At 73.2% G+C, this 14,152-nt stretch carries 15 protein-coding genes; 11 read left to right on the top strand and 4 right to left on the bottom strand.

Annotated elements, in window-relative coordinates; all coding sequences use genetic code 11:
* Window positions 1-92 precede the first annotated feature (92 nt).
* The 10 genes from V4Y03_RS31145 to V4Y03_RS31100 all read left to right on the top strand — a co-directional run bounded on the left by V4Y03_RS31145 (window position 93) and on the right by V4Y03_RS31100 (window position 9,423).
* Window positions 93-986: a sugar phosphate isomerase/epimerase family protein gene (locus V4Y03_RS31145; RefSeq protein WP_332437378.1), complete on the top strand. Its 894-nt coding sequence runs from the start codon at window positions 93-95 to the stop codon at window positions 984-986.
* 53 nt (window positions 987-1,039) lie between these two features.
* Entirely contained in the window at window positions 1,040-1,711 is a 672-nt protein-coding gene (locus V4Y03_RS31140; RefSeq protein WP_317875346.1) for a FadR/GntR family transcriptional regulator, read from the top strand.
* 286 nt (window positions 1,712-1,997) lie between these two features.
* Window positions 1,998-3,392: an enolase C-terminal domain-like protein gene (locus tag V4Y03_RS31135; protein WP_332437756.1), complete on the top strand. Its 1,395-nt coding sequence runs from the start codon at window positions 1,998-2,000 to the stop codon at window positions 3,390-3,392.
* Complete coding sequence (locus tag V4Y03_RS31130; RefSeq protein ID WP_332437377.1) at window positions 3,389-4,153, top strand: SDR family NAD(P)-dependent oxidoreductase; 765 nt, start codon at window positions 3,389-3,391, stop codon at window positions 4,151-4,153. Before V4Y03_RS31135 ends, V4Y03_RS31130 begins: the two co-directional genes overlap by 4 nt.
* Complete coding sequence (locus V4Y03_RS31125) at window positions 4,150-5,205, top strand: aldo/keto reductase (protein WP_332437376.1); 1,056 nt, start codon at window positions 4,150-4,152, stop codon at window positions 5,203-5,205. The genes V4Y03_RS31130 and V4Y03_RS31125 overlap by 4 nt, the downstream gene beginning before the upstream one ends.
* Window positions 5,202-5,939, top strand: coding sequence for a (Fe-S)-binding protein (locus V4Y03_RS31120; protein WP_332437375.1), 738 nt, complete (start codon window positions 5,202-5,204; stop codon window positions 5,937-5,939). The genes V4Y03_RS31125 and V4Y03_RS31120 overlap by 4 nt, the downstream gene beginning before the upstream one ends.
* A gap of 55 nt (window positions 5,940-5,994) precedes the next feature.
* The gene (locus V4Y03_RS31115) at window positions 5,995-7,476 is read left to right on the top strand and encodes a LutB/LldF family L-lactate oxidation iron-sulfur protein (protein ID WP_332437374.1); all 1,482 of its coding nucleotides are present in this window, start codon (window positions 5,995-5,997) and stop codon (window positions 7,474-7,476) included.
* The gene (locus tag V4Y03_RS31110) at window positions 7,473-8,261 is read left to right on the top strand and encodes a LutC/YkgG family protein (protein WP_332437373.1); all 789 of its coding nucleotides are present in this window, start codon (window positions 7,473-7,475) and stop codon (window positions 8,259-8,261) included. Before V4Y03_RS31115 ends, V4Y03_RS31110 begins: the two co-directional genes overlap by 4 nt.
* Window positions 8,258-8,569 (top strand): L-rhamnose mutarotase, encoded by a 312-nt coding sequence (locus V4Y03_RS31105; protein ID WP_332437372.1) that lies wholly within the window; start codon window positions 8,258-8,260, stop codon window positions 8,567-8,569. Before V4Y03_RS31110 ends, V4Y03_RS31105 begins: the two co-directional genes overlap by 4 nt.
* Complete coding sequence (locus V4Y03_RS31100; RefSeq protein WP_332437371.1) at window positions 8,566-9,423, top strand: amidohydrolase family protein; 858 nt, start codon at window positions 8,566-8,568, stop codon at window positions 9,421-9,423. Before V4Y03_RS31105 ends, V4Y03_RS31100 begins: the two co-directional genes overlap by 4 nt.
* A gap of 216 nt (window positions 9,424-9,639) precedes the next feature.
* On the opposite strand, the gene V4Y03_RS31095 is transcribed toward V4Y03_RS31100, so the two are convergent.
* The 3 genes from V4Y03_RS31095 to V4Y03_RS31085 form a co-directional block, all read right to left on the bottom strand.
* Window positions 9,640-10,803, bottom strand: coding sequence for an oxygenase MpaB family protein (locus V4Y03_RS31095; RefSeq protein ID WP_317878843.1), 1,164 nt, complete (start codon window positions 10,801-10,803; stop codon window positions 9,640-9,642).
* 117 nt (window positions 10,804-10,920) lie between these two features.
* Entirely contained in the window at window positions 10,921-11,976 is a 1,056-nt protein-coding gene (locus V4Y03_RS31090; protein WP_332437370.1) for a polyprenyl synthetase family protein, read from the bottom strand.
* Entirely contained in the window at window positions 11,966-12,244 is a 279-nt protein-coding gene (locus V4Y03_RS31085; protein ID WP_317878624.1) for a polyprenyl synthetase, read from the bottom strand. Before V4Y03_RS31085 ends, V4Y03_RS31090 begins: the two co-directional genes overlap by 11 nt.
* Window positions 12,245-12,437: 193 nt before the next feature.
* Here V4Y03_RS31085 and V4Y03_RS31080 point away from each other — a divergent pair, with 193 nt between their 5' ends.
* The gene (locus V4Y03_RS31080) at window positions 12,438-13,697 is read left to right on the top strand and encodes a sensor histidine kinase (RefSeq protein WP_443079901.1); all 1,260 of its coding nucleotides are present in this window, start codon (window positions 12,438-12,440) and stop codon (window positions 13,695-13,697) included.
* Between the two features lie 59 nt (window positions 13,698-13,756).
* Here V4Y03_RS31080 and V4Y03_RS31075 read toward each other — a convergent pair whose 3' ends face one another.
* Complete coding sequence (locus tag V4Y03_RS31075) at window positions 13,757-13,948, bottom strand: hypothetical protein (RefSeq protein WP_332437369.1); 192 nt, start codon at window positions 13,946-13,948, stop codon at window positions 13,757-13,759.
* Between the last annotated feature and the right edge of the window lie 204 nt (window positions 13,949-14,152).

The following is a 14,152-nucleotide window of genomic DNA, read 5'->3' as shown; positions in this document are numbered from 1 at the left end:
CGCAGGGCGGCCGGTACGCGCGCGTACCGGCCGCCTCTTCCCTCCGCCTTTCCCGCCCGACCCGCCCGCCCCTTCGACCGGAAGGCCCGCACGTGCCCGAGGACCCACCGCGCCACCTCTCGTGCGGGCCGGCCGCCGTTCCCGCGCCCCCGCTCGGCCTCTGCTCCGTCACCTTCCGGCGGCTGCCCGCCCTGGAGGTCGTCCGTCGTGCCGCGGACGCGGGTCTCGCGGTGATCGAGTGGGGAGCGGACGTCCACGCGCCACCGGGAGACCCCGAGGCCCTCGGCGCCGTCCGCGAAGCCACCGAACGCCACGGCATGACGTGCTGCTCCTACGGCTCGTACTTCCACGGACTCCCGGACGAACTCCCCGGGTTCGCGGAGGTCGCCCGCGCGGCGGTGACGCTCGGAGCGCCGCGCGTCCGGGTCTGGGCGGGGGAGGCCGGATCGGCCGAGGTGACGGAGGGCGAGCGCGCCCGCATCACCGAGGGCCTGCGGGCGGCGGCGCTGATCGCGCGGGACCAGGGCCTGGAACTCGCCCTGGAGTTCCACATCAGGACACTGACCGACTCGGTGTCCTCCACGCTCCGGCTCCTGGAGGAACTGGAGGAACCGCGCGACCCCCGTGCCGCGTCGGTGGACAACATCACCACCTACTGGCAGCCGCCCCTGAACGCCCCCGACGACGAGGCGCTCGCGGGACTCGCCGCGCTGGCCGAACGCGTCAGCGCCGTCCACGTCTTCTCCTGGTGGCCGGACAACCACCGGCTGCCCCTGGACGCCCGTGACGAGCTCTGGACGCGGGCCTTCGGCCTGCTCGCCGGCCGGCCACGGCCGAGGGAAGCGCTCCTGGAGTTCGTGCCGGACGACGATCCCGCCGTCCTGGGACGCGAGGCGGCGACGCTACGGCGTACGGCGGCACCCGCCCCCGTACGCAGGGGGGCCGGTGCCGCCGGTTCCGGTCGGCTCCGATCCGCCCTGGAGTAGGGTGGCGGCCGACAGACACATCCGATGTATTTTGCCGCGCACAGGAGGATGCCTTGGCAGTGACCGACGAGGCGATCGGGAAGATCAAGGAGATGATCGTCTCCGGTGCGCTGCGCCCGGGGGACCGGCTTCCCAAGGAAGCCGACCTCGCCGCCGGACTGGGCCTCTCCCGCAACTCCCTGCGGGAGGCGGTGAAGGCGCTCTCCCTGCTGAACATCCTGGACGTACGGCAGGGGGACGGCACGTACGTCTCCAGCCTGGAACCGCCCCTGCTGCTCGAAGCGGTCTCGTTCGTCCTGGACTTCCACCAGGACGACCAGGCGCTCCAGGCCCTGAAGGTACGGGGCATCCTGGAGCCGGCGGCGACGGCCCTGGCGGCGGACCGCATACCCGAGGACGAGATCCGGGAGCTGGGTGAACTGCTCGACGGGCTCGGGGACTCGCCGAGCCTGGACGAACTCGTCGCCGGCGACCTGGAGTTCCACCGGCGCATCGCGGCGGCCTCCGGGATCCCGTTGCTGTGCTCGCTGCTCGACAGCATCTCCGGGGCGACCGTACGGGCCCGGCTGTGGCGCGGCATCACCGAGGAGACGGCCGTGGCCAGGACGATCTCGGAGCACCGGGCGATCCTGGACGCCCTCGCCGCGCGCGACGCGCGCACGGCGGAGGCGTGGGCGACGATCCACATCTCCAATGTGGTGAGGTGGCTCGACAGCGTGCTGTGAGGCCGGTCGCACACGGCCGGAGACCGGGCGTTCGCTCCTCGGGGGGCGAACGCCCTTTGTCGTTCCCGGTGTCGACGACACCCGGAGAGCGAAAGAAACATCCGATGTCTACTTGCCTGACCTCTCGCGGGCGCCGTATCGTTCTCGCTCGACAGGCCAATCACCCGATCTGTGCTGATGGTTGGGGCCGCCCCGCGTAGCTCGTGCAGACGAAGCCGAACGCCGGGCGCGCAGCCCAGGTGTGAAAGGAACCCCGTTGTCCACTGACATCACGCGGGTCATCGCGATGGACACCTACGACATCCGCTTCCCGACCTCCCGCCAACTCGACGGGTCCGACGCGATGAACCCGGACCCCGACTACTCCGCGGCCTACCTCGTGCTGCGCACGGACGAGCCCGACGGCCCCCAGGGGCACGGCTTCACCTTCACCATCGGACGTGGCAACGATGTCCAGGTCGCCGCGATCGAAGCACTGCGCCCGCACATCATCGGCCGCTCCGTGGAGGAGCTTTGCGCCGACCCGGGCCTTGTCAGCCGCGCGCTGATCGGCGACAGCCAGCTCCGCTGGCTCGGACCCGAGAAGGGCGTCATGCACATGGCCGTAGGCGCCGTGGTGAACGCCGTGTGGGACCTGGCCGCCAAGCGGCAGCGCAAGCCGCTGTGGCAGCTCCTGGCCGACGCCGAACCCGAATGGCTCGTCTCGCAGGTGGACTTCCGGTACATCACCGACGCGCTCACCCCCGAGGAGGCGCTCGACCTGCTGCGGCGCGGCAAGGAGGGCCGCGCCGAGCGCGAGCGGACGCTGCGCGCCCAGGGGTACCCCGCGTACACGACCTCGCCGGGTTGGCTCGGCTACTCGGACGAGAAGCTGACCCGGCTGGCCAAGGAGGCCGTCGCCGCCGGCTTCACCCAGATCAAGCTGAAGGTGGGGGCGGACCTCGCCGACGACGTACGCCGCTGCCGTGCCGCGCGGGCGGCCGTCGGCCCGGACGTACGCCTCGCCGTCGACGCCAACCAGCGGTGGAACGTGGCCGAGGCGATCGACTGGACCCGGGCGCTCGCCGAGTTCGACCCCTACTGGGTCGAGGAGCCCACCAGCCCCGACGACATCCTGGGGCACGCGCGCGTACGGGCCGCGGTCGCCCCCGTCAAGGTGGCCACGGGGGAGCACGTACAGAACCGCATCGTGTTCAAACAACTCCTCCAGGCGGACGCCGTCGACATCGTCCAGCTGGACGCGGCCCGGGTCGGCGGGGTGAACGAGAACCTCGCGATACTGCTCCTCGCCGCGAAGTTCGACGTGCCCGTCTGCCCGCACGCCGGAGGCGTCGGACTCTGCGAACTCGTCCAGCACCTGGCGATGTTCGACTATGTGGCGCTCAGCCGGACCACCGAGGACCGGGTCATCGAGTTCGTCGACCACCTCCACGAGCACTTCGCCCACCCGGCCGTCGTACGCGAGGGTAGCTACACGGCACCCCTGGCCCCGGGGTTCTCGGCGGACATGCGGGCCGAGTCGATCGCCACGTTCGCCTTCCCCGACGGCGACTTCTGGGCCGCCGACCTCGCACACCAGGCCGAAGGCACGGCCGACGACACGAGAGCCGACGACTCGGCGGCCGAAGGAGCCGCCGTCGTGGGCGCCGTGGCTGCGGACGCCGTGGAGGTGACGGCATGACCACCGCATCCCCGCTCGCCGGCCTGCGGGCCGTCGTCACCGGCGGCGCCTCCGGCATCGGACTCGCCGTCGCCCGCCTGCTGGACGCCCAGGGCGTCGCCGTCGCCGTCCTCGATCTGAACCCGGACGCCGCCCCCGACACGCTCACCGCCGTCCGCGCCGACGTGGCCGACGACACCTCCGTGCGTACGGCGGTCGAATCGGCCGCCGCCACCCTCGGCGGCATCGACATCCTCGTCAACAACGCGGGCATCGGCGCGGCCGGGACCGTCGAGGACAACCCCGACGACCAGTGGCACGGTGTCCTCGACGTGAACGTCCTCGGTGTCGTCCGGACGACCCGCGCCGCACTGCCCCATCTACGCCGCTCCGAGCACGCCGCCGTCGTCAACATCTGCTCCATCGCGGCCACCGCGGGCCTCCCCCAGCGGGCCCTGTACTCGGCGAGCAAGGGCGCGGTGCTCTCGCTGACGCTCGCCATGGCCGCCGACCACGTCCGGGAGGGCATCCGGGTCAACTGCGTCAACCCCGGCACGGTGGACACCCCCTGGGTCGCCCGCCTCCTGGACGCGGCCGAGGACCCGGCGGCCGAGCGCGCGGCGCTCAGCGCCCGCCAGCCCACCGGCCGTCTCGTCAGCGCGGACGAGGTCGCGGCAGCCGTCGTCTACCTCGCCTCCCCGGCCGCCGGCTCGGTGACGGGCACCGCCCTCGCCGTCGACGGCGGCATGGCGGGACTCCGGCTGCGGCAGGCCACCACATGAGCACCCGGGAGCAGGACACCGAACCCGTCGGTCCCGCCGACCCGACCCGACCCGTTCGCGTCCCCCTGGGCCGGTCCACCGCCTGGACGACCCGTCTGGCCTTCGGGGCGGCCGGCCTGGGCAACCTCTACCGGCACGTCACCGACGAGGACGCGACCCGCGCCCTGGAGGCCGCCTGGGACCGGGGCGTCCGCTCGTTCGACACGGCACCCCACTACGGCCTCGGCCTGTCCGAGCGCCGCCTCGGCGCCTTCCTCAGGGACCGGCCCCGGGACTCGTACACCGTCTCGACGAAGGTCGGCCGCCTCCTCGTGCCCGCCCCCGACGCCACCGGCGACGACCTCGCCCACGGCTTCGCGGTGCCCGCCGCGTACCGCAGGGTGTGGGACTTCAGCGCGGACGGCGTCCGCCGCGGTCTCGAAGAGAGCCTCGAACGGCTCGGACTCGACCGCGTCGACACCGTCTACCTGCACGACCCCGACGACCACGCCGAACAGGCCCTGCGCGAGGCCTGCCCCGCCCTGGAACGCCTGCGGTCCGAAGGGACCGTACGGGCCGTCGGCGTCGGCATGAACCAGACCGCGGTGCCCACCCGGTTCGTCACCGAGACGGACATCGACGTCGTCCTGCTCGCCGGGCGCTACACCCTGCTCGACCAGAGCGGCCTGGCCGAACTCCTCCCGGAGGCCCGCCGCCGGGGCGTGTCGATCGTCGCCGGCGGGGTCTTCAACTCGGGCCTGCTCGCGGACCCCCGCCCAGGTGCGACGTACGACTACGCCACGGCCCCGGCCGACACGCTGCGGCGAGCCGTCCGGATGCGGGAGATCTGCGACCGCCACGGCGTGCCCCTGAGGGCGGTGGCGGCCCGCTTCCCGCTCGGCCACCCCGCCGTGGCGGGCGTCCTCCTCGGGCTCCGCAGCGACGCGGAGGTCACCGACGCCGTCGACCTGCTGGCCCTGGACATCCCCGCGGCGCTCTGGGACGAGCTGCGCGGCGAGGGCCACCTGCCCTCCGAAGCCCCCCTCCCGGGGGCGGGGGTGAGGCGCCGATGAGGATCGCGCTCTTCGTGACCTGCGTCAACGACACCCTGTTCCCCGGCACCGGCAGAGCGGTGGTGACCCTCCTCGAACGGCTCGGCCACACCGTCGAGTTCCCCCAGGAACAGACCTGCTGCGCGCAGATGCACTTCAACACGGGCTACCGCCCCGAATCCCTTCCCCTGGTGGAGCGCTTCGCCCGCGTCTTCGCCGGCTACGACGCGATCGTGACGCCCTCCGCCTCCTGCGCGGCGATGATCCGGCACAACCACCCCGTGATCGCCGCGCAGCTCGGCGGCGCGGCCCTGCGGGACGCGGTGGCCGCCGTCGTCCCCGCGGTCCACGAACTGACGGAGTTCCTCGTCGACGTGCTCGGCGTGACCGACGTGGGCGCCGCGTTCCCGCACCGCGTCACCTACCACCCCACCTGTCATTCGCTGCGCGGAGTACAACTGGAGGACCGGCCGCTGCGTCTGCTGCGCGCGGTCAAGGGCATCGAGCTGGTCGAACTGCCCGGGGCGGACTCCTGCTGCGGTTTCGGCGGAACGTTCGCCCTCAAGAACGCCGACACCTCCACCACCATGCTGGCCGACAAGATGAGCCGGGTCCTGGGCACCGGGGCCGAAGTGCTGTGCGCCGCCGACAACTCGTGCCTGATGCACATCGGCGGCGGCCTCGACCGGCTGAACAGCGGGGTACGCATCATGCACCTGGCGGAGATCCTGGCAACGACCGAGGGAGCGCCGTGAACCGGAAGAGCGCCGTGAACCGGACGAGCACGGCGAAACGGGACAGGGGAGCGCGGTGAGCCGGGGAAGCGGCGGCGGCCTGGACGCGAACGACGGCCGGGTCTGGCTCGGCACCCCCGCCTTCCCGGAGGCGGCCCGCACCGCCCTCGCGGACACTCAGCTCCGCCACAACCTCCGGCACGCCACGACGACCATCCGCGCGAAAAGGCTCGACGCGACCGGTGAAGTACCGCACTGGGAGGAGCTGCGCGAGGCCGGCGCCGCGATCAAACGCCGCACCGCACGCCATCTCGACCACTACCTCGAACAACTGGAACGCAGCGTCACCGAGGCGGGCGGCACCGTCCACTGGGCCGGCGACGCCGCCGAGGCCAACCGCATCGTCGCCCGCCTGGTGACCGCCACCGGCGCCCGCGAGGTCGTCAAGGTCAAGTCGATGGCCACCCAGGAGATCGGCCTCAACGAGGCGCTCGGAGCCGCCGGGATCACGGCGTACGAGACCGACCTCGCCGAACTCATCGTGCAGCTCGGCGAGGACCGGCCGTCGCACATCCTCGTCCCCGCGATCCACCGCAACCGCGCCGAGATCAGGGACGTCTTCGCCGCGCGCATGGGGGACTGGGGCAGAGCCGCGCCGCAGGACCTCGACGACGACCCCAAGGCGCTCGCCGAGGCGGCCAGACTCCATCTGAGGGAGAAGTTCCTCACGGCAGAAGTGGCGATCTCCGGGGCGAACTTCGCCGCCGCCGACACCGGCACGGTCGCCGTCGTCGAGTCCGAGGGCAACGGCCGCATGTGCCTGACCCTGCCCAGGACCCTCATCACGGTCATGGGCATCGAGAAGGTCGTCCCGCGCTTCGCCGACCTGGAGGTCTTCCTGCAGCTGCTGCCCCGCAGCTCGACGGGCGAGCGGATGAACCCGTACACCTCGCTGTGGACGGGTGTGACCCCGGGCGACGGTCCCCAGGACTTCCATCTCGTCCTCCTCGACAACGGCCGCACCGACGTCCTCAAGGACACCGTCGGCCGGCAGACCCTCGCCTGCATCCGCTGCTCGGCCTGCCTCAACGTCTGCCCCGTGTACGAGCGCACCGGCGGGCACGCCTACGGCTCCGTGTACCCCGGGCCCATCGGCGCGGTGCTCACCCCGCAGCTCGTGGGCGTCGACAAGGCCCCGTCCCTGCCGTTCGCCTCCACCCTCTGCGGCGCCTGCTACGACGCCTGCCCGGTGAAGATCGACATCCCGGAGGTACTCGTCCACCTGCGGGCCCGGGTCGTCGAGGCGGATCGGGACCGCCGCGCCCTGCCCACGCCGGAGGCCCTGGCCATGGCCGCCGCGTCGGCGGTCCTCGACTCGCCCACGCTCCTCGGCATCGCCCAGCGCGCCGCCGCCGCAGGCGGGCGGCTGACGACCCGCGGCGGACGCATCCGACGCCTGCCCGGCCCCCTGCGCCGCTGGTCGGCGACGAGGGACACCCCACCGCCCGCACGAGAGACCTTCCGCACCTGGTGGCGAGAGAACAGGGAGCGCCGATGACCGACGAACGGACGGACCGACCCCGCCCCGGGACCAGCCCCGCCGAGGACGACCGCCACGACCGGACGGACACCGGCCGCGCGGCCGTACTCGGACGTATCCGGGCCGCCCTCGGCGACGTCCCCGCCGACGAGACACCCGCGGACGTCCCCGTCCCGCGCGCGTACCTCCGGACCACGCCGCCGGACGACATCGTCACCCTGTTCGCCGAACGCGTCGGCGACTACCGCGCCACCGTCGTGCGCTGCGCCCCGGAGGAGGTGGCGCGGACCGTGGCCGCCCTCCTCGAACGCCGGGGCGTACGGCGTGTCGTCGTCCCCGACGGCTTCCCGCCGGAATTCCTGACCCGTACCGACGCGGACCTCGTCCGGGACGCCCCGCCCCTGACCGTGCGACAGCTCGACGCCGTCGACAGCACGCTGACCACGGTGGCCGTCGCCATCGCGGAGACCGGCACCGTCGTCCTGGACGCCGGCCCCGGCCAGGGCCGCAGGGCGCTGACCCTGGTCCCCGACCACCACCTCTGCGTGGTCCACCCCGAGCAGATCGTCCCCGACGTGCCGGAAGCCCTCGCGCGCCTGGACCCCCGACGGCCCCTGACCCTCGTCTCCGGCCCCTCGGCCACCAGCGACATCGAGCTGCGCCGCGTCGAAGGCGTGCACGGGCCCCGGATCCTCGACATCGTCCTGGTCACCTCTGGGACCCCAGCGCGGCCTGAGACTCCGGAGACCTCCGAGACGCCTGAGACCCCCGAGACGCCCGACACCCCTGGAGCCCGCACATGAGGATCGCCCTGCACACCCGCGTACGGGAGGACCGCGTAGCCGCCTACGAGGAGGCGCACCGCGACGTACCCGCCGAGCTGACCGTGGCGATCCGCGCCGCCGGCTGTACCTCCTGGACGATCTGGCGCAGCGGCACGGACCTCTTCCACCTGATCGACTGCGAGGACTACGCCCGGCTCCTCGCCGAACTGGAGAAGCTGCCCGTCAACATCGCCTGGCAGACGCGCATGGCCGAACTGCTCGACGTCGTGCACGACTACTCCGAGGAAGGCGCGGGGGCCGGGCTGCCGGTGGTGTGGCAGCTGTGAACGCCCCCCTGCTCGTCGACGCCCACCACCACCTCTGGGACCTCTCCGTACGCGACCAGGACTGGATCACCGGTCCCTCGCTCGCCCCGCTGCGCCGCACCTTCGCGGAGAGCGATCTGAAGGCGGAGGCCGATGCCTCGGGGGTGACGGCCACCGTGCTCGTACAGACGGTGACCGTGGCCGACGAGACCCCGGAGATGCTGCTCGTGGCCCGCGACAGCGACCTCGTCGCCGGGGTGGTGGGCTGGACGGACCTCACGGCCCCCGGCGTCACCGACACCCTGGCCGCGCTACGGGAACGGCCCGGCGGCCGGCACCTGGTGGGCATCCGCCACCAGGTCCAGTCGGAACCCGACGCGGAGTGGCTGCTGCGCCCCGACGTCCTGCGCGGCCTGAGGGCGGTGGCCGCCGCCGGTCTCGCGTACGACCTCGTGATCCTCCCGCACCAACTGCCGGCCGCGACCGCGGCGGTGTCGGAGCTGCCCGGACTGACCTTCGTGCTCGACCACGCGGCGAAGCCGCCGATCGCGAGCGGCGGGCTCGAACCCTGGGCGGCCCGGCTGCGCGCCTTCGCCGATCTGCCGAACACCGTGTGCAAACTGTCGGGCCTGCTCACCGAGGCCGACCCGCGGACGTGGATGGTGCCGGACCTGCGCCCGTACACCGACACCCTCCTCGACGCCTTCGGCCCGCACCGGCTCATGTTCGGCTCGGACTGGCCGGTGTGCACCCTGGCGGCGTCCTACGGCCGGACGCTCGCGACCGCCGGGGAACTCACGGACGCGCTGAGCGGCACGGAACGCCGGGCGGTGTTCGGGGGCACGGCCGTGGAGACGTACCGACTGGAGACGTAGCCGGCGCCGCGCAGTGTGGCCGGCGGGGGTGGGTGTTCGGAAGGTAGAGCGACCGGCCCAAGTACGAGTTGTGCAGGCCCCAGCGGGCGGTCAGGAGGTGCTCCAGCTCCGTGGGCTCCTCGACCCGCTCGCCGACGGCCATGCTGATCGCGTCTGCTGCCCTCGCAGCGGTATCCAGGGCCGTCGACGTGGGTGTCACCCGCGGCCGGCGAGCGGTCAGGGGGAGACCGTCGCCGCCGGTGGGGTCCAGCGCCGGGTGCGGGGCGCCGCGCCCGCGATGCCGTACTCCTCCCTGAGGTTCTCGGGGACGGCGTAGTGCATGACCCGCCCGCGCGTGAGCGAGGACAGTTCGAAGAGGGTGGTGAGATGGCCGAGCCGGTCCAGGGCCCAGCCGCCCAGCGGGGAACGGTCCTCGATGGTCTCCAGGACGCCCAGGAGGTGCGGCACCGCCTTCACGACGGTGTCCCAGGGCGTGGCGGCGACCTCCAGCCAGTCGGCGCAGGTGTCCCCGACGAGGTAGCGGACCAGGGCGGGGACCACCGGGTCGAACAGGGTGCCGGGCACGATGTCCTCGTAGAGGTCGATCAGCTGCCGGGTCAGATGGGCGCCCTCCGGGGACGGCCCCATGTGCCGCACCATGTAGCGGTCGAGGAAGTCCCGCGCCTCGTCGAGGGTCTTCGGCACGGCCTCCTGGTCGACGCCGAGCATGGCCCCGACCACCCGCCACGCGTAGTAGTAGGCGGCCGCCCCCTCCTCGGACATGTGGATGCCGAGCCGGTGCAGGCTGTCCAGTACGAGCATCGAGAAGAACATCTGCCCGCCGATCATGTCCTCCTGGCAGATCGGCACCCCCGCCGCTTCCACGTCCCAGCGGTTCTCGCGGACCAGGTGGTGACGGATGGAGGCGTGGAGCAGACGGACCTTCTGCGCGGCGGGGATGAAGCGGCTGCCCGCCTCGAAGGCGTCGGGCCGCATCAGCTGGACGGTGAACTGGCCGGTCGCCGCCATCCTGTTGGACGGGTAGTTCAGTCCGTGTGTCGTCGACAGCAGCTTCGCCACGTGCGGGACGAGGTAGCAGGCGGGCATCGACGCGAAGGACAGGGCGGTCGAGATGTGCACGTTGTTGTCGATGAAGAACAGCCGCGCCTTCTCCATCTCGTCCCAGTCCACCCAGGACGGTGGGGCTTCGGTGGCCCGCAGGTACTCCTTCGCGACCTCGGGCAGCCCGTCCGGCAGCGGAGCGCCGGCGGTGGAGACGAAGCGCATCAGGGTGTTGAAGGTGCCCGACTCGCCGCGCTCGAAGAGCGCGGCGACGGTGGCGTCGGCGAGCTCGTCGCCGCTCTGCCGCAGGGCGTTCATCGACGCCTCGGTGGGGGACATGACAGGACTCCTTGAACGGGGGCGAGGGGTACGGACGGGGTGGGGCGCGGGTGAAGGGGGAGGAGCCGTGGCGGCGGGCGGCACCGGCCGTCCCCGCGAGGCGCCCGGGTCACGTGGTCAGGACAGGCGGACCGCCGCCGAATGGGCCAGCCCGGTCAGCGCCGAGGCGGCCGGCGCGGGCACGTCCAGCTCGTGGAGGGCGCCGAGCGCCTCCTCGACCCGGGCGGTGATCATGCCCTCGACCCGGTCGGGCGTCCCGAGGCGGCGCATCACCTCCCGTACGGCCTCCAGACCGTCCTCGTCCGGATCGGGCCGGCCCAGCAGGGCACGCAACCGCGCGCGCTCGTCGGCTCCCGCGACGCGCCAGGTCTCGGCGAGGAGGGCCGTCGGGCGGTGACCGCGTACGTCGTCGGCGTTGGCCTTCCCGGTGTGGCGCGGGTCACCGAACAGGCCCAGCAGATCGTCCCTCAGCTGGAAGGCCTCGCCCAGCGGAAGCCCGTACGCGCTGAACCCCTCGCGCAGCCGCCCGCCCGCCCCGGCCAGGACGCCGCCGATCAGCAGCGGCTGTTCGACGGTGTACTTGGCGGTCTTGTAGCGGATGACCTTCAGCGAGGCCGCCGTGTCAGGGACGGCACCGGTGTGGAGGATCTCCAGGCACTCACCGGCGATCAGCTCGCGGGCCAGCGCCGCCCACAGGGGGCGCGCCCGGCCGAGGTAGGCGGCCGGCAGACCGCTGGTCGCGAACAACTGCCCGGCCAGCGACATCAGCAGGTCGCCGACGAGCATCGCGAGCGACCGGGCCGCCTCGGGCGCCCGGGGATGGTGGCCCACGGCGGCGCCGAGGGCCATGTGCGCCGTGGGCCTCCCATGGCGCAACGGGCTGTCGTCGATGAGGTCGTCGTGTACGACCGCCGCCGCGTGCACCAGCTCCATGGAGGCAGCCGCCCGCAGCAGGGCCTCGCTGTCGGGCTGCCGCGCGGCGCGCCAGCCCCAGTAGCAGAACGCCGCCCGCAGCCGCTTGCCGACCGCGACCGCCGCCTCCACCTGCTCGGCCACCGGCCCCAGTGCCGGATCGACGGCCGCGAGCAGGTCGGCCTCGTCGGCGACGAACCGGTGCAGCACCTCGTCGACCCGCGCCTTGAACGCGGCCGGCTCCCACTGCTCAGTCGCCATCGCGCACCCGCGTGGCCAGCACGTGCCGGGCGAGGACCTCCAGGTGGGCCGGAGGGACGGCCGCGTAGCGGTCCCGTACGAGCCGGCCGCGCGCCATCAGGTCCTGCTCGGCGTCCGCCACCAGCTCCGCCGTGTCCGAGCGGCGCGCCAGACCCCGTACCAGCCCCAGGGCCGAACCGAGCGTGCTCACCGCCACGTCCGCCAGTCCCGCCACGAGCAGCACCGCCTGCTCGCCGGGCCCCTCGCGCCGCCCCCCATCCCGCGTCATTCCGTCTCCCCACCCACAGTGCTTCGGAACGGCGCAGGTCACGCGCCGCCGTGGGCAGTGTGGCGGCGCGCGGGCCCGCACCACGCGGAAACTCACGAACGAGTGATCACCTCGCTCGACCGCTGACGGGCGGGACGGCCCCGCCGACGGCGAGGGCACGGGGCCACCCCTGCACCGCCGTCGGCCACGCCTCATGGGATGTTTGGTGCATTCACCCCATGAGCTTAGAAGGCAGGGCATCGTGAGGACCGGTGGCGGCTACCCCGAGGACACCACGGCACCGGGCGACGTCCGGCTCCGCGCCTTGCTGTACGTGGCGTTCCTCCTGCTCCTGGGCGCCGCCCTCACCCGCTTCCTGGTCCGCCACACGGGCGAGAACCTCGCCCCCTGGGTGGTCTCCCTCGCGGCGGCCCTGGCCCTCCTCTACGTACTCGAACCGCTCCTGGGACCGGGACCGACCCGGCGCCGATACGTCTGGCTCGGGGCGATCGTGGCCGTCTGGCTCGCCCTGGTGATCCTGGCGCCCAGCTTCGGCTGGTGCGCCGTCCCGCTCTTCCTCATCGGACTGCGCACCCTGCCGATGCCGGCCGCGATCGCCCTCATCGCCCTGGTCACCGCCACCTCCGTCATCGCCCACCTGCGGCTCGCGGGACGGGTCGACATCGACGTCCTCCTCGCCCCTCCCGCCATCGCGGCCATCGCCATCGCCGTCTTCGTCCAGATGGACCGCCAGGCCCGCCGCCAGCGCGAACTGATCGACGACCTGATCCGCACCCGGCGCGAACTCGCCGCCACCGAACGCCGCGAGGGCACCCTCGCCGAGCGCCAGCGCCTCTCGATGGAGATCCACGACAGCCTCGCCCAGGGCCTGTCCAGCCAGCAGATGCTGCTCCAGGCCGCCGACCGGGTCTGGGACGCGAACCCCTCGACGGCCCGTACCCATGTGCTGACCGCCACCGCCATCGCGGAGCACAACCTCACCGAGGCCCGCCGCTTCGTCCACGACCTCGCCCCCGCCGACCTCGCCGACGGCGGCGGCCTCGACGACGCCCTGCGGACCCTCGCCGCACGCGAGAACGGCGACCGGCTCACCGTCCACTGCCACATCGACGGCACCCCGACCGCGCCGCTGCCCGACCGCGTCCAGTCCGCCCTGCTGCGCATCGCGCAGGGCGCCCTCGCCAACGTCCGCGAACACTCCGGCGCCACCACCGCCGCCCTCGCCCTGACCTACCTCGACGACCAGGTCGTCCTGGACGTCTCCGACGACGGCCACGGCTTCGACCCGGCCGCCCCGGACCAGGGCGAGCCGTCCCCGTCCCGCGGCCACGGCCTCCCCGCCATCCGGACCCGCGTCCGGCAGCTCGGCGGCGAACTCACCGTCGAATCCGCCCCGGGGGAGGGCACCGTACTGTCGGCCGCGATCCCGCTCCATCCGTCACCGGAGGTCTGAGCGGGGGCGTGAGCAGGGGGGAGCCGGAGGCGCCGGGTCCCCGGCCGAGACCCGTCACGTCACCTTCGTGTGGACGCCCTCGGCCGGAAGCGCGCCTCGGTGAGGCGGGGCGCCGTGGCGGGGGTCCCGGCGATGAGGCACTGGAGGATGTCCAGCAGGGCCGCCGAGCTGTCGACCGGATTCAGCTCAAGCGCCGAGTTGGCCGGGCGGCTGTTGCGGGCGTGCTCGGAGCCGGAGCCCGCGACCGCCATCGTGTCCTCCGGCACCCGGACCCGTCGAGGGAGCGCAGCACGAGGCGCGCTCGACTTCCTGCCCGGCGCCCCGCACGAGGCCCCGCCCTCGGGCTTCACCCGCTTCTGACGGCGGATCCGCTCCCCTCCGTACCCCCGGCGACTTCGCGGCCGGCAGCTGGCTGAAGCAGATCACGGTCCCGCTGTCGACGAGGATCTGACCCA

The organism is Streptomyces sp. P9-A4, from assembly GCF_036634195.1.
In the GTDB taxonomy this organism is placed as follows: domain Bacteria; phylum Actinomycetota; class Actinomycetes; order Streptomycetales; family Streptomycetaceae; genus Streptomyces.
Note: the sequence above shows the minus strand (reverse complement) of the source record. Positions and strands in the feature narration are given on the sequence as shown.

Excerpts from the sequence above, each read along its gene's own strand:
- V4Y03_RS31135 (WP_332437756.1), top strand. The coding sequence starts at position 1,998 with ATGGACACCTACGACATCCGCTTCCCGACCTCCCGCCAACTCGACGGG.
- V4Y03_RS31130 (WP_332437377.1), top strand. The coding sequence starts at position 3,389 with ATGACCACCGCATCCCCGCTCGCCGGCCTGCGGGCCGTCGTCACCGGC.
- V4Y03_RS31125 (WP_332437376.1), top strand. The coding sequence starts at position 4,150 with ATGAGCACCCGGGAGCAGGACACCGAACCCGTCGGTCCCGCCGACCCG.
- V4Y03_RS31120 (WP_332437375.1), top strand. The coding sequence starts at position 5,202 with ATGAGGATCGCGCTCTTCGTGACCTGCGTCAACGACACCCTGTTCCCC.
- V4Y03_RS31110 (WP_332437373.1), top strand. The coding sequence starts at position 7,473 with ATGACCGACGAACGGACGGACCGACCCCGCCCCGGGACCAGCCCCGCC.
- V4Y03_RS31105 (WP_332437372.1), top strand. The coding sequence starts at position 8,258 with ATGAGGATCGCCCTGCACACCCGCGTACGGGAGGACCGCGTAGCCGCC.
- V4Y03_RS31095 (WP_317878843.1), bottom strand. The coding sequence starts at position 10,803 with ATGTCCCCCACCGAGGCGTCGATGAACGCCCTGCGGCAGAGCGGCGAC.
- V4Y03_RS31090 (WP_332437370.1), bottom strand. The coding sequence starts at position 11,976 with ATGGCGACTGAGCAGTGGGAGCCGGCCGCGTTCAAGGCGCGGGTCGAC.
- V4Y03_RS31085 (WP_317878624.1), bottom strand. The coding sequence starts at position 12,244 with ATGACGCGGGATGGGGGGCGGCGCGAGGGGCCCGGCGAGCAGGCGGTG.
- V4Y03_RS31080 (WP_443079901.1), top strand. The coding sequence starts at position 12,438 with ATGGGATGTTTGGTGCATTCACCCCATGAGCTTAGAAGGCAGGGCATC.
- V4Y03_RS31075 (WP_332437369.1), bottom strand. The coding sequence starts at position 13,948 with ATGGCGGTCGCGGGCTCCGGCTCCGAGCACGCCCGCAACAGCCGCCCG.